Here is a 14311-nt window from a genome sequence, read left to right as displayed (position 1 = left end):
GCCCAAACTACACCGCTAACCACGGTGCCAGCAAGCAAGACGTGCGGCGCAGCACAGCTCTATGACGACGCAGTCCGGTTCGTTCAGAGGCTGTCAAAGAATACGGGTCTGTCGACGAGTTTGACGGATACCTGATTTATTGTAAGGTTTAGGCCTCAGCGCGGCTCTTCTAGGTATTGCGAGGACAGCCATGGGCCATGACATAGCTAAACACCATCCCGGTCAAGGCGACATCAGCAATCAATTCTCCCAACTGAACATAAAGGAAGCGCTACGTCACTTTAAGCAAATCTTTCGCAACGGTGACTACACGTTCGGCGATCTGACGGCCGCGTACTACGGCCTTACCGGGGCTGAACTTCGACACTGGAAAAGTGATGTCGACTTGTATCCGAAGGATGTGCAGAACGAGATCAAGCGGCACGTTATTCACGCCATGACCCGAAAGAAAAGTAACGGTGACGACGATCCAACACTGATCTCGTTTGCGTGGAAGGATGAAACGGATCCCAAATCTATAACGTGCACCTACTTGCCCGGCTCGCCCGCCACCTACACGATTGTTATTTCTGGATTTCCAAGGCCTATGACGTCGGCCTTCGCGGACCGGCGCGGGAAATATTGATCTCACCCGGCTGGCTTCAGGACGGACCCCAGGTATGCGCGGCCCGACTCAGGCCGCGCTGTTGGCTTGAGAAAGATTGGCGATCTCCAAGCAGAAGGCCAGGAGACCCGCGGTGATTTCATCGATGATGTGCTGCATCTCCGCGTAAGGCGGCTGAAATTGGGCACCCCACTCTACTGTAAAAGCGATGATCTTCGTCTTGCTGGCATCGACAAAATGTCGGCTGTAGAAATAGTCTTCCGATGTGCCTGACGCGGGATAGCTTTGCCCGATGGTGTAATTTGTGCCTCTCACTGTCTCGATTGCATTCTGCAACACTTTGGCGAGGGACAAGGAAGTAGCAAGATCGCCGGCAGGTATGTACTCCTTATAGGAGCCTGCGACCCCGCGATCGCCATCATGGGCGGCATTCATGAAATTCATGCTGGGATCAACACTTTGATCTTCATCGTCGGACCATCGGTACAAGATCTGCTTTCCAAAAGAATGGACGTCGATAAAGAAGCGCGTATTTGCGAATTGTTCGACGATCCAGCGAGCATTTTGGGTTTCTGGTTCGGAAAAACTTGATTCGCCAATGTAATAATCGCTACACGGATCAGTTGAAGCCGGAACTGATGACGGGCTGAAGTGTTTGTGAAAATCCCAGAGGAAATCGTAATTTCGATTGATATCGACGCCTAGACATTCTGGGGCGCCCGTTGGCGCCGGTCGGCGATTCTTGCGCCATCTACAGTCGACGTTCATGCTGTAATGTCTGCCGTCGGGATTTGCCTGCGGAAAGATCAGGATATCCAGGGTATCGACTATCGTCCTGATGTCCGCGGCGCTGAATGTCCTGCTACCGAAAGTGAGAGCGGTCCCGTTGACGTAGGCTTGTTCGATCTGTTCTATGAAATTTATGAGGATGTCGGGGCTGCCCCATTCTCGCGCATGGACACCGCCAAGGAAATATACGCCGACACGGTTGGCGTCACTTTTACCCGCGATCTTCAGTGCGTGACACTGCCGACCTTCGTGGGTTCGATTGGGTAGTGCGATCAGAGTTGCGATGTTTGCATAGGGCGCCGCAGCCGCGACGGCGAGCGCGGATTCCACTTCGTCTACATTGAGGTACCCCTCGCCGAGTTTCAAGCAGGATGGCGAGTGCAGGTCGGCAGACTGCGCATAGCGGTTGCCGACGCCAACCTCGCCCTGCCGCGCTTTCCCCCACTCGCCCGCGTTCTCGTGCTGAACAACACGATAATTATTCCGCTGCAGCTCTCGGATTTCCGCCGGCGTGGCGAACGCGGTCACCGTGTAACCGACGTCAGGACGAAAGTGAATCCCGTGATCGGAAACCTCGATGTCGTATTTGCGGACCAGGTCGGCCATTGCTGTCTTGTTCGATCCGCTGATCGTAATCCGATATCGCGTCATCGAAAGGCACCCAATTGGTCAAGTACCGCTGCAGGTTGCACCATGCTGTCACCGGGAACAAGAGCGCGCGTTGCGTCGTTACCGACGACTTCCGCTCTACCCCTATAATCAGACATCTTTGCCGTGCGTGGGCATGTCTCAAATGTGCCAGTAAGCGACATTCGAAATGAAAGAGGCCGCCTTAGTTGGCGGCCTCCGATTTGCTTAGCTCAACAGGCCCCCGACATTTTTCCACGGGCGCCGCAATTGGTCCTCATCCGCTTTCCATAGGACGCCTTCTTCGGCTGCCAGGTGCCGGCGGCAGATTTCATCGCTCCGCTTGTAGGTTGCTGCGCCTTTACCTCCGGTGAAAAAGCAAAGACGAGCGCAGCAGCAGCAATGATCGAAAATAAAGATTTCACTTATTCCTCCTTTGGCGTTTCGCAATGTCAGCATTAAACCACGGGAACGACTGTCGGTCTGCAATTTTTCACATTAGGCCACTTTTCAAAATGGCCATGAGGCCCACACCCGCCGCGCTTGGGACAGATTGGCAAACCCAGAACCTTTCTGAATTCAGCAGATGCCGACCGAACGTCCGTTGAGGGTCAAAAGTGCGTTTCGGCAGTCGGCCGGACACTTCCGGTCTTCCCCAAGAAACGGACATATTCAGTTTCAGTTGGCATGTCTCAAATGTGCCAATAACGGTCATTCCGGCATCCCCGCGATCCGGAAAGCCTGCGCCAATCTGTCGATATCTTGCGCCCTACGAAATGGGGTCCTGGCCCTGATTCGAGATATTCGTGGGGGCGGGTTCAATTGCATTAAGCGTGCGCAGATCTCTCGCGCTTCCTCAATCCGTCCAGACATCGCATGACATGCCATCGTGATAAGTTGTGCGGTCAAATAATTTGGTTGTTGCCCGATAGCGGTCGCCGCCCACGTTGAGGCCTCATCATTGCGGCCGGCGAAAAAATGAGCATAGGCCAGCCCGGTCTGGATCATGAAGATCCGTGGATCCAGGGGACTCAAACGCCAGGCGACCTCGAATTGCTCGATCGCGGCATCTACGTCACCGAGACAAAGATGGACCCAACCGCTCCAATGTCGTGCGGTAGCCAGATTTGGGTCTAGAGTTATCGCCCGCGAGGCGAGGGCTGCGCCCTCCTCGACCTCACCCACTACGTAAGCGAGCGCATATCCGGCCCATGCGAGTACCGATGGATCGTCTCTATCGAGTTCGAGCGCCCGCCTCGCGAGCCGCCGGGCCTCAGCTATTTCCTGGGCAGCAGTATCGACTCTCCAGCCGAAAGTTCTCCTTTGTACATAGCAACGAGCGCCGAGCGCGTACGCTGCGGCGAATTCAGGATCGAGGCCGCTGGCAATTCTGGTGAGCCTGAGCGCTTCAATGTTCGCTTCACTGGTGAATTTATGAAAGCAAGCGAGTGCGAAGATAATAGTCGTAAGCCTGAAGGCTTTCGGTCGGTTTGCGCTTCGCGCGCTCGATTTCGGCGCGTTCAAGCTGAGGAGAGAGTGCGCCGATCACGCTGCTCGTCACCCGATCCTGCAGATCGAAAATATCATCGAGTTGGCTGTCGAACCGGTCGGCCCAGAGATGCGCTCCTGTTGCGGCATCGATGAGCTGCCCCGAGATACGAACGCGATTGCCGGCCTTGCGCACACTGCCTTCGAGCACATAGCGAACGCCAAGTTCACGGCCGACCTGCTTGATGTCGACGGCCTTGCCTTTGTAAGTAAAGGCGGAGTGTCGCGCGATGACGAAAAGCGATTTGGACCGCGACAGTCCGGTAATAATGTCCTCGACCATGCCGTCGGCGAAATATTCTTGTTCTGGATCGCCGCTAATGTTCTCGAACGGCAGCACCGCGATGGAGGGTTTGTCGGGGAGAGGGAGCGGCTGCGCAGTTTCGCTCGACAGGTTTGTTACCATTGCCGGAGAAGCGATTGCGGCAATGCGCACGCGCCAGACCCGTATCGGCTCGGCGATATTCTTCAAAGATTGCGAACCCGTGTCCTCAAAGGCGATATCGAACTTGCAACGAATTTGCCGGCGAGCATCGTCGGAAATGCTAATGCCGCCCGGTTCTGCGATCTCTTCGAGACGCACCGCAATATTGACCCCTTCGCCAAAGATATCGTTCTCTTCGATAACAATATCACCGACATGAATGCCGATGCGAAATTCGATCCGCTTGACCGGCGGCACATCGATATTTTGTTCGGCCATGCCGCGCTGAATTTCGACGGCGCAGCGTAGAGCATCTACGACGCTCCCGAACTCAACGAGAGCGCCGTCCCCGGTATTCTTGACGATGCGCCCGCGATGATCGCTGATTTTGGGATCAAAAAGCGTCTTTCTCAGAGCTTTCAGTTGCGCCAGCGCGCCTTCTTCGTCGATCCCTATCAAGCGGCAAGAGCCCGCAACATCCGCCGCCAGAATCGCTGCCAGTCGCCGCTCTACGTGCTCTCTGCTCAAGATGCACCCCCGGGGCTCGGGGAAACTTAATGTTCATATAGCACAATTGTGGACCAATGTCTGGCTATGCTCATGTCCGAGTTGGGTCATCAACTGACCTCCGGCGCCGGACGCGCTTCGTCCCCTCTGCCATCAATTACGGACATCGGCGAAATGCGCGGGCGAGTCTGTTTCGTGCCAGACTGTGACATTGCAGTGCTATTCTGTCGGCATCAACGAGGGTCGACGGCGGGGTGACGAGGGCGAGTACCTGGCGTTCGAGTCAATGGCTATTCAGGAATTGGAGTGCGGCCTCGCTAAAGGGCCCAGGCGACTCCAGACAAAGGGCATGCGAGGTGTCGGGAAGGATGACCCTCTGTACGTCCGGTAGATAGCTCGCTAGCTTTTCGCAGGTGATCCGAAAGATAGGTCTGGTGCTGGCACCCTCGATCAGTAGTACTGGCATCGTTAGCCTTCGTGCGGTCACAGGCGCGAACGGTGGCGGCGGGGGCCGCGGTCGGAAAGCCGCGCCGATTACGTCCGCATTCTCGTTGATGAAGGCGAGATGCTCGCCCCGAATCCGGTCGAGGGTTTCGTGGCCGAACACGTAGAGGAGTTGCTCCTCGACAGCTTTAGTCCGATTGCCTTTCTGCCATTCCTCGAAAACTATCTTCCTGTTCTCGCCAAATTCGGCCAGCAATCCCGGCACTGCAGGATCGTCCAGCGCAATCGTCGCGACGGCTGGCTCCGCCAGCACTAGTGAGCGCACAAGGTCCGGGCGCTCGCTGGCGAATTGCGCGGAGACCCCGCCGCCATAGGAATGGCCGATGAGATGAACCGGCGGCAGGTCAAGCTGGCGCAGCAGGGTTGAAAGGTCGGCGACGTGGGTGGCGACACTGAATCCCGCGCCGTCATCCGGCCATTTGTTCGGCCAGTAGTAGCGCTGGCTGAGCGCAAGGACCCGGTAGTTCGGGCGAAGCACATCGACTTGTCGGCGCCACGAACGATAGTCCCCTAGCAGCCCGTTGATTAGGATTACGGGAGGGCCTACGCCCGCCTCGAGATAGGTTAGCTCGGCGCCGTTGATTTCGATCGATCGCCTGTTCATTGGCGTAACCTCCTCTATCGACGCAACGTGTCCAGCACTTTTCGAGCAGCGGCAAGATCGACGATTTCGTGTTTGGTGTCGAATGCATCGATGATGGTGCGCAGCCGCGCCTCACCCTCCTGGGTACGCCCTAGACGTGCGAGAACTGATGCTAGTTGTGTTGTAGCGCGGAGCTCGAATAATCGTGCTTCCTGCCGCTGGGAAACAGCAATCGATTTTTCGAAGAGGTGCGCGGCGCCGGTCAGATCGTTTCCGCAAGCCGCGATTTGGCCACGTATGCGGATGCATTCAGCTAGGGAGCACGCTTCGTCGGTATCGATAACGAGAGCATCGGCTTCATCCAGCAGTTGCGATGCCTCGTCGAGGCGGCCCGCTTGCACCAGAAGATCACACAACCAGCATATTAGCCATGGGGTAGTAAATATGGCGCCCTGACCACGCCAAAGCTTCATTCCCTCGCCTGCGTCGGCGATGCCGGCATCCAGTTCGCCCAATCGCGAGCGTGCAAGTCCCCGCATTGAAAGACCAACGCCTCGCCGGGCCGTGTATCCATGCCGTTCGCTGATCTCGATTATCTTCGCAGCGCTCTGCAGTAGCACATCGTTTTGGCCGAGCAGCGCGCATAAATTGCACTTCACACCAAGAGCCCAAACGATTTCGAAGGGCTTCTCCATTCGGTCAATAGTTTGAACAAAGCGCTCTGTCGTTTCGACCGCCTCATCAATGAAACCCATCACAACCAGTGATCGGAGGAGATAGAGCTGGGTCGGCAAGAGTTGATCCGCGCCGCCCAGCAGAATACGACAACTGGCGTCAGTCCGATCAATCATATCCCGGGCCTTGCGGGAGGCGTCGAGCGCGAAGCGCCATTCTGCCCGGTTGAAATGAGCAGTGGCCTTGGTCGACAAAAGGCCGCTCACATAGGCCGGAGGTAGCTGATTGGCGTGATTTTCCAGTTGCTCATCGGCGAGCATCAGATAATCGCGATTGCGCCCGGTGGCATAAAGAAACGCCGCGAACGAAAGCGTCACTTCACACTGCAACTCGACCAGTGGAGTGTCCGCGGCGGCACGACGTGCATCATCAAGTGCCTGGCCAAGGCGCTCAGAACTATATCCTTCGTGCATCAAGGCAGTGGCCATCGCCAGATGGAGACGTGTTATCCGCTCGGCGCCGCCGGACACCTCGCTCATTCTCTTGCTGCAGTCAATCGCATTGGCAAAGTGCGATACAGCTTCCCGGGCGGCCGCCCTGGCCATGGCGGCCACTCCCGCTTTTTGCCAATGTTCGAGCGCGCCGTCCCAATCGCCGGCTTCCTGAAGATGGTGCGCTAGGAACTCCGGGTTACGTTCGACCGCATCAGTGCGAAGCTCGACCAGGGCAACGGCGATCTGGCGGTGCAATTGGGCCCGCTGGTTGCGAAGAAGGGTGTCGATGGCCGCGTCCTGAATCAGTGCGTGTTTGAACTGATAGCTTTCGCAGTGGGGATTTCTTCGCGGGTAGATAAGCTCGGCCTCGATCAGGTCGTGCAGTGCCTGCTTAACCGCGACAGCGTCTCGCTGGGTCACCGCGATCAGAAGATCGGCATCGAACACCCGGCCCAAAAGTGCTGCCACCTGAATGATTTGCCGAATCGGCGCCAGACGATCCAAACGGGTGTGAAGCGCGGCCTGCAAGGTCGCGGGGATCTCGATGGCCGCGCCGAAGCCGAAATTACTCGTACTTTCGGTGACCGATTTGGTTAGCTCTTCGATAAATAGCGGCACACCGTCGGTCTTGGCGACCAATTGCGCCACCATGGCTGCCGGCAGATCATCGGGCGCGACGCGACGAATCATCGCTTCGGTCTCGCGGCGGCTGAGCCTGGCGAGTTGCAAGGTCACCATCTGCGACAAGTTCGACCACGGCGCCCGAAACTCCGGTCGAGCGGTCAGCAGAACGAAGAGCCGTTGGGACACCATTTCAGTGAGCATCTGACCGACATGTTCTGTGGTCGAGGGATCAATCCAGTGGGCGTCCTCGACAACCACAAGCACTGGGCTTTGCCGTTGCATCACAGAGGTAAGCCGCGACAGCGCAGCGAAGACGGCTCGGCGAACCTGTTCAGGATCCGCTGGGCCGGCATTCCATCCCGGATCCGCAGAAAGACCCAGCAGCATGGCGAGCGGTTCGACCACATCGGCACTGTTCAAATCGAGATCGCCGAGAAAGTGTCGGAGGCGCTCGCGCCGTGCGACGTCATCCTCTTCGCTGGCAAAATCCAGCGCCCGATTCAATTGTTGGATCACGGGCCAAAACGCGCTGGTCTGATGTTGTGGAGAACCATAGAAGACAATCTCGGAATGGGGTGTTTCGCGAAGCTGCATGCGAAGCGTCTGCAGTAATCGGGATTTGCCGATGCCGGCTTCTCCCTGCAGCAGCACGGCTTGGCCTTCGCCTTCCATCGCGTTCTCCCACCGCTTGGTGAGAAGGCCGAGTTCGTTCTCGCGACCGATGAGTGGGGTCAAGAATTGTCCACCTCTCGCCTCAAAGCGGTTGGGCGCGGCGCTGGGGCGCAGCACCCGATAGATCGCAATCGGTGCGCTGACGCCCTTGAGCATTTGCGGGCCAAGCGGCTCAACTTCGAAGAAGCCTTCCACGAGGCGCAGCGTGGCCTCGCTCATGACCAGGCTACCTGGCGGTGCCAAGGCTTGCAGACGTGCGGCAATATTTGGCGCTTCGCCAACGATGCCGTCAAAGAGGCGCTTCTCGCCAACTCCCAGTTCACCGACAACAACCGGGCCAGTGTGGACACCGCAGCGGGCTTCGAGACCATCTGTCCTAAGCTCCGTTAATCCGGCCATGATGTCGAGGCCCGCCTGGACCGCACTCTGAGCGGAATCCTCGTGGGCCCTCGGATAGCCGAAATAGGCGGTCACGCCATCGCCGATGAAAAGGCCGATTTGCCCTTCGTGGCGCTGAACCACCTCTACGCATACCTTCTGAAATGACAGCAGCAGATTTCGCAGATCTTCCGCATCTAACGTCTCAGCGAGGTGGGTCGAGCCGACGACGTCGCAAAAAAGCACGGTCAGTTGCCGTCGTTCCGCTCCAATTGCCGGCTCGGTTGTCGGAACTATCGACGGCGGCCCCGCTGACTGCATCGCTAGGTCGGTGACGTTGTTCAGTCCTTGGATCGCCTGGAGCAGGCGCTTGCGAGCACCAACCGGCAGACCGGCCGCCGTCAGGTCTGCATCCGTCAGTTCGGAAAGGATGTCGAGTTCGATGTCCTGAGCCAGCAGTGCGTCCGCGTAGCGTCCCAGTCCTCGCACCTCAAGCCACTCGCGAAGTTGTGCCATATTGGCCCTCGCAGAGTTCGACGTACATCATGGCCCTGTGGGGTGCGTCAGCATACACGTAAGCACTGCGTCAGTCAGCAATTGTTAAGCTCTTCAACCTCCATGGCCTAAACACATTTGGCCGATGCGTGCTGGACGTCAACGCGATGTTGATTATGGTCAGCTGTGCTTACTAAGGTAGCGCCGTCGATGCTGATCGCGATAGCCGCTCGCCCTCGATGGGGGCTTGGCATCTTGACGGTCCGAGAAACCTGCCGCTCCAGAGCCTCAATTTCGGCCTAGCGCCCCGAGGAGATTGTCCGTTCAGGGTCCAATTGCGGTCATCGGTGCCCTTGGAAGTGAAGCAGGTCACTGAACGTCTGATCGAGGCGTGCTATGTTGCCTGTACTGTCTCCGCATGCCAGCAATTTGGGGAGGCCGCAATGAAACTTCCACGCCGTCAATTCCTGCATCTGGCAGCGGCCGCTGCCACGCTTCCGGCGTTACCCCGGTTCGCCAGCGCGCAGAATTACCCGACGCGACCGGTGCACCTGCTCGAAGGCTTTGGCGCCGGCGGTGCACCTGACATCGTCGCGCGATTGATCGGTCAATCGCTGTCGGAGCGACTTGGACAGTCAGTTGTCATCGAGAATCGCAGTGGCGCTACCGGCAACATCGCCACTGAGGCGGTCGTGCGGGCGTCCCCGGACGGCTACACGCTGCTGTTGGTTACCGCAGCAAATGCGATAAATGCGACCCTGCTCAAGCTCAACTTCGACTTCGTCCGTGATATCGCGCCGATCGCAGGTATCGTTCGTGTGCCCTTGGTCATGGAGGTCCACCCATCGGTTCCCGCCAAGACAATCACGGAGTTCATCGCCTACGCGAAGGCCCATCCCGGCAAGGTCAATATGGCGTCAGCCGGGACCGGATCTCTGCCCCACGTGGCCGGCGAAATGTTCAAAATTATGGCCGGCGTCGACCTCTTCCACGTCCCTTATCGCGGCGCGCAGGTATTTCCGGCCCTTCTCACCGGCGAGGCGCAGGTTTATTTTGGCCCGCTCCTCTCATCGATCGAATATGTCAGGGCCGGCAGTTTCCGCGCCCTGGCGGTAACGACGGTGGCGCGCTCGCCAGTGTTGTCGGACGTTCCAGCTCTGGACGAAACCTTGCCCGGTTACGAGGCAAGTGCATGGTACGGCATTGGCGGTCCAAAGCGCACGCCGGAAGAAGTCATCGAAATACTGAACAAGGAAATCAACGTCAGCATCGCCGATCCGAAACTCCAAGCGCGGATTGCCAATCTGGGCGGCACGGCTCTTGGCGGGTCGCCCGCCGACTTCGCCAAACTGATCTCCGACGAGGTCAAGAAGTGGAGCAGGGTGATTTTGGCGGCCAATATGAAACGGGAATGAGCAGCAGGGCTGCCTCACTTCGGTATTTCGGCCGGCCTATATCAGCTTAGGGGTCATTAGCACTATTTTGAACATCGACCGATGAATTCCGGTCAGCAGACCTTTTGTGATTGCATCTGCATGTCTCAAAGGTGCCGATAGTTTTGCAAAAGTCCCAAAATGCCGCGCGACTAAACTTCCGCTAAACGACAAAACGAATGGCAACCGTCGATTGATGTAGCCTCAAACGCGCTGCCGAAGTTGCCAGCGAATTCATAGCTAGTTGCTGTGGTCCCCCACGATTATTCGATCACCGCGCCCACAGTCCGGAAAATTTGTCTTCAGTGGTCCAAAAAGAGTTCTGCAACACTATCTGCCAACTCCGGACATTGCCAGAGTCACCGTTGGGGTTGGGGCCTTAGGATGGGATAATCAGTGGACCTCGGCGAGGCCGCTCCCGCTGCCGCGATCGACTCCCCGGCCTTAGCCTCGCGGTGTCCGCGGGTTGGGGTGAATTGGCCCGGCGGTATCGAGGGCCCGAAGGACAGCCCAATGACCGGGCACATGACGTGCCATCGAGAAAAGAACGGGATATAGTGCAGGTTCCTTTAGGCCACATCGAAATTGTCGGTGGCCGCCATGCAGCCGATTGCGCACTGGCTCAATGCACTTGGCCTCGGGCAATACGCTCAGCGTTTTGCCGACAACGACATTGATGCGAGCATTCTCCGCGATCTGACTGACGAGGACCTCGAAAAAATCGGAGTCTCGCTCGGGCATCGCAAGAAAATATTGCGCGCGATTGCAGTGCTCGATGAGGTTGGAAGAGCGCCTGAGTCGCCTCGCTGGGACGAAGCCGAGAGGCGTCAGCTTACAGTGATGTTCGCTGATCTTGTCGGTTCGACAGCGCTCTCGACCCGGCTCGATCCTGAAGACTTGCGGAAGATCATCGGCGCCTATCAACGCCGTTGCGCCGAGGTCATCGCGAAATCCGGGGGTTTCGTCGCGAGATATATGGGCGACGGCATACTCGCCTATTTCGGCTATCCCCAGGCACACGAGGAAGACGCCGAGCGAGCGGTGCGCGCTGGCCTGGAATTGGTCGAGGCGGTGGCGAAGCTTGATGATGGCGCAGGAGCTGCTTTGCACGTGCGGGTCGGCGTTGCCACCGGCCTAGTGGTCGTTGGTGACCTCCGCAGTGAGGGCGCGGCGCAGGAGCATGAGGTGGTCGGAGAGACCCCCAATCTTGCGGCGCGGCTTCAGACGCTGGCTGAGCCGGACGCGGTGGTCATTTCCGAAAGCACCCGCTGCCTCCTCGGTGAACTCTTTGAAAATCGCGCTCTCGGCACCGTGTCCGTCAAGGGTTTCGGCGCTCCGGTGCCGGTCTGGCAAGTGACCGGCGCGAGCGCCGTAGAAAGCCGATTCGAGGCTCTGCGCCGTGGTTCGGGCGAGACGCCGCTCGTCGGGCGCGAGGAAGAGATCGAGCTACTGCTCCGGCGATGGCAGCAGGCCAAACGCGGCGATGGCTGCGTCGTGCTGATCTCGGGAGAGGCCGGCATCGGCAAATCGCGCATCGCTCAGACCGTTTTGGCGCGGCTGAGTGGCAAGCCTCATATCCGCCTGCGCTATTTCTGCTCGCCCCACCATCAGGACACCGCACTCTACCCGACCATCAGCCGGCTCGAACGGGCGGCCGGGTTCCGGCGTGAGGACACGACGGAGGAGCGGCTCGACAAGCTCGAAGCGCTGCTGGCCCAGGCGACCAATGATGTCAGCGAGGCCGCCCCCCTGATCGCGGACCTGCTATCGATCCCGACTGGCGGGCGGTACCAGGCCCTCGATCTCACGCCGCAAAAGCGCAAGGGAAAAACATTTGAAGCGCTGATAGCACAGGTCGAGGGGCTCGCCGCGCGTCAACCCCTGCTGATGATGTTCGATGACGTGCACTGGAGCGATCCCACCACGCGCGAATTACTGGACCTGCTCATCGATCGGGTTCCCACGCTGCGGGTCCTGGTGATCATCACCTTGCGGCCGGAGTTCACGCCGCCGTGGGTGGGCCGTTCGCACGTCACTCTTCTCAGCCTCAGCCGCTTGGCACCCCGGCAGAGCGCCGAGATGATGATGCGCGTGACCGGCGGCAAGGCCTTGCCCAAGGAGATTACCGAGCAGATCATCGACCGCACTGATGGCGTGCCACTGTTCATCGAGGAACTGACCAAGTCCGTCGTCGAGAGCGGATTGGTGACAAAGAGCGGGGACGGTTACACGGTGACGGGGCCAGCGGTGCCCCTCGCGATCCCGACGACCCTCCACGCCTCGCTGCTGGCGCGGCTCGATCGCCTCGCGCCCGTTCGAGAGGTCGCACAGATCGGTGCAGCGCTCGGACGGCATTTCTCACACGAGCTTATCAGCGCCGTCGCGGCAATGCCGCAGCCGCAACTCGAAGATGCCATGGCACAGCTGGTCCGCGCCGAACTGATCTTTCGGCGGGGGACGCCGCCAGACGCCGAGTACACCTTCAAGCACGCGTTGGTGCAGGATGCCGCCTATAGCACCCTACTGCGCGGTCGGCGCCAGGCGCTTCAGGCCCGTATTGCTGCGACGCTCGAACGCCAGTTCCCGGAGATCGTGGCAGTGCGGCCAGCGTTGCTCGCCCGACACTGCGCGGAAGCGGGATTGTCCGAGAAGGCCATAAACTATTGGCGCACAGCCGGGGAGCAGGCGGTGCATCGGGCGAGCAATCGTGAGGCGATCGGACATTTCCACCAAGCTTTGGCCCTTAACGAAAAACAGCTTCCTGGTGTCGAGCGGTCGCGTACCGAGCTCGCCATCCTGTCCCAGCTCGGTCCCGCACTCATGAGCGTCCATGGCCGGGCCGCAGCGGAGGTAGGCGCCGTCTTCGAGCGTGCCGGAGAGGTCGCTCGGCAACTCGAGAGTTCTGTCGAATTGGCGCCGCCGCTCGCGGGATTGTGGCTGTTTCATCTCACTCGGGGGCAGTTCGCCCGCGCAGAGGAGATCGTCGATGAACTGTTCAATGTTGCGCGCAATCTAGACAACCGAGATATCCTCCTCCAGGCACACCATGCCGCATGGTCAACTGGGTTGTTCCGCGGAATGTTCACAGATGCGAGGACGCATGTAGACGCTGGATTGGCCCTTTACGACGAGGCCAGACATGCGGAACATCGCTTCCTCTATCTCGACCACGATCCAGCCGTCTGCGCTCTGTCGATGGGGGCGCTGTTGCGGTGGCTCCTTGGCTACCCGAACCAAGGTATACACGAGGAACACGATGCAATCACCTTGGCGCGGCGTTTGCAGCACGCGCCATCGCTGGCTAATACGTTGTCGTATGTTGGCTTTGCTCAGATTGCGCGAGGCGACACTGCAGCGGCTACGGCAACCGCATCGGAGTTGCTCGCTCTCTCCGGGGAATACGGGTTACCGCAAATGCGCGGCATTGCTCTGATGTGTCTCGGCTGGAACATGGGGCAGACCAAGGATGTTGGCGAGGGCTTGCGGTATCTGGAGCAAGGGCTCGCTGAGCGGATCCAGCTCGGCTTACGAACTCTTTTGCCGTTCTCGATCGGCCTGTTGGCAGAGACCCATCTCAAGGCACAGCGCTATGCCGAGGGCATAGAGCAGGTGAACCTGGCGCTCGCCGCTTCTTACGAAATCGGCGAGCAATGGTTCCTGCCCCGGATACACATGCTCCGCGCCCAGCTACTCCAACAGCAAGCCTGCCCTAACGTCGACGCCGCAGAGGCAAGCCTGCGCATGGCAATCGACGTCGCGCAGGCGCAATGCGCGAAAGGGTGGGAATTGCGTGCGACGACCCTGCTGGCGCGCCTGTGGTGCGACCAGAGCAAGCGCACCGAAGCCCGCGACCTGCTCGCGCCGATCTACGGCTGGTTTACCGAGGGTTTCGACACGCCGGACCTTAAGGAGGCGAAAGCGCTGCTGGAGCTGCTCACGGAGTGACGCGGACTG

9 protein-coding genes are annotated in these 14311 nt (G+C 58.9%); 3 read left to right on the top strand and 6 right to left on the bottom strand.

Features of this window, described 5'->3' with window-relative positions; all coding sequences use genetic code 11:
- Positions 1-190: 190 nt before the first annotated feature.
- Complete coding sequence (locus RX328_RS02665) at positions 191-625, top strand: hypothetical protein (RefSeq protein WP_213251599.1); 435 nt, start codon at positions 191-193, stop codon at positions 623-625.
- A gap of 48 nt (positions 626-673) precedes the next feature.
- Here RX328_RS02665 and RX328_RS02660 read toward each other — a convergent pair whose 3' ends face one another.
- The 6 genes from RX328_RS02660 to RX328_RS02635 form a co-directional block, all read right to left on the bottom strand.
- The gene (locus RX328_RS02660; protein WP_213251598.1) at positions 674-1999 is read right to left on the bottom strand and encodes a M14 family metallopeptidase; all 1326 of its coding nucleotides are present in this window, start codon (positions 1997-1999) and stop codon (positions 674-676) included.
- 254 nt (positions 2000-2253) lie between these two features.
- Positions 2254-2445 carry a hypothetical protein gene (locus tag RX328_RS02655; protein ID WP_213251597.1) on the bottom strand — a complete coding sequence of 64 codons (192 nt, stop codon included), beginning with the start codon at positions 2443-2445 and terminating at the stop codon, positions 2254-2256.
- 286 nt (positions 2446-2731) lie between these two features.
- Positions 2732-3205, bottom strand: a complete 474-nt coding sequence (locus RX328_RS43225) for a tetratricopeptide repeat protein (protein WP_409410786.1) — start codon at positions 3203-3205, stop codon at positions 2732-2734.
- 247 nt (positions 3206-3452) lie between these two features.
- On the bottom strand, positions 3453-4520 hold the full coding sequence (locus tag RX328_RS02645; protein ID WP_249726385.1) for an adenylate/guanylate cyclase domain-containing protein: 1068 nt from the start codon (positions 4518-4520) through the stop codon (positions 3453-3455).
- A 262-nt stretch (positions 4521-4782) separates the two neighbouring features.
- A complete protein-coding gene (locus tag RX328_RS02640) occupies positions 4783-5607 on the bottom strand; it encodes an alpha/beta fold hydrolase (RefSeq protein ID WP_213251596.1) in 825 nt (274 codons plus the stop codon).
- Positions 5608-5621: 14 nt separating this feature from the next.
- Positions 5622-8945 carry an ATP-binding protein gene (locus RX328_RS02635; RefSeq protein ID WP_213251595.1) on the bottom strand — a complete coding sequence of 1108 codons (3324 nt, stop codon included), beginning with the start codon at positions 8943-8945 and terminating at the stop codon, positions 5622-5624.
- Positions 8946-9283: 338 nt separating this feature from the next.
- Here RX328_RS02635 and RX328_RS02630 point away from each other — a divergent pair, with 338 nt between their 5' ends.
- Together RX328_RS02630 and RX328_RS02625 are read left to right on the top strand one after the other, a co-directional pair.
- Positions 9284-10339 carry a tripartite tricarboxylate transporter substrate binding protein gene (locus RX328_RS02630; protein ID WP_312018006.1) on the top strand — a complete coding sequence of 352 codons (1056 nt, stop codon included), beginning with the start codon at positions 9284-9286 and terminating at the stop codon, positions 10337-10339.
- A gap of 618 nt (positions 10340-10957) precedes the next feature.
- Positions 10958-14302, top strand: a complete 3345-nt coding sequence (locus tag RX328_RS02625) for an adenylate/guanylate cyclase domain-containing protein (protein WP_249726395.1) — start codon at positions 10958-10960, stop codon at positions 14300-14302.
- The last annotated feature ends 9 nt before the right edge of the window (positions 14303-14311 follow it).

This window comes from Bradyrhizobium sp. sBnM-33 (assembly GCF_032917945.1).
Taxonomy (GTDB): domain Bacteria; phylum Pseudomonadota; class Alphaproteobacteria; order Rhizobiales; family Xanthobacteraceae; genus Bradyrhizobium.
The sequence above is the reverse complement of the archived record's forward strand: the minus strand, read 5'-3'. Positions and strand labels throughout refer to the sequence as shown.

Coding starts and splice junctions, on each gene's coding strand:
- RX328_RS02665 (WP_213251599.1), top strand. CDS start 191: ATGGGCCATGACATAGCTAAACACCATCCCGGTCAAGGCGACATCAGC.
- RX328_RS02660 (WP_213251598.1), bottom strand. CDS start 1,999: ATGGCCGACCTGGTCCGCAAATACGACATCGAGGTTTCCGATCACGGG.
- RX328_RS02640 (WP_213251596.1), bottom strand. CDS start 5,607: ATGAACAGGCGATCGATCGAAATCAACGGCGCCGAGCTAACCTATCTC.
- RX328_RS02635 (WP_213251595.1), bottom strand. CDS start 8,945: ATGGCACAACTTCGCGAGTGGCTTGAGGTGCGAGGACTGGGACGCTAC.
- RX328_RS02625 (WP_249726395.1), top strand. CDS start 10,958: ATGCAGCCGATTGCGCACTGGCTCAATGCACTTGGCCTCGGGCAATAC.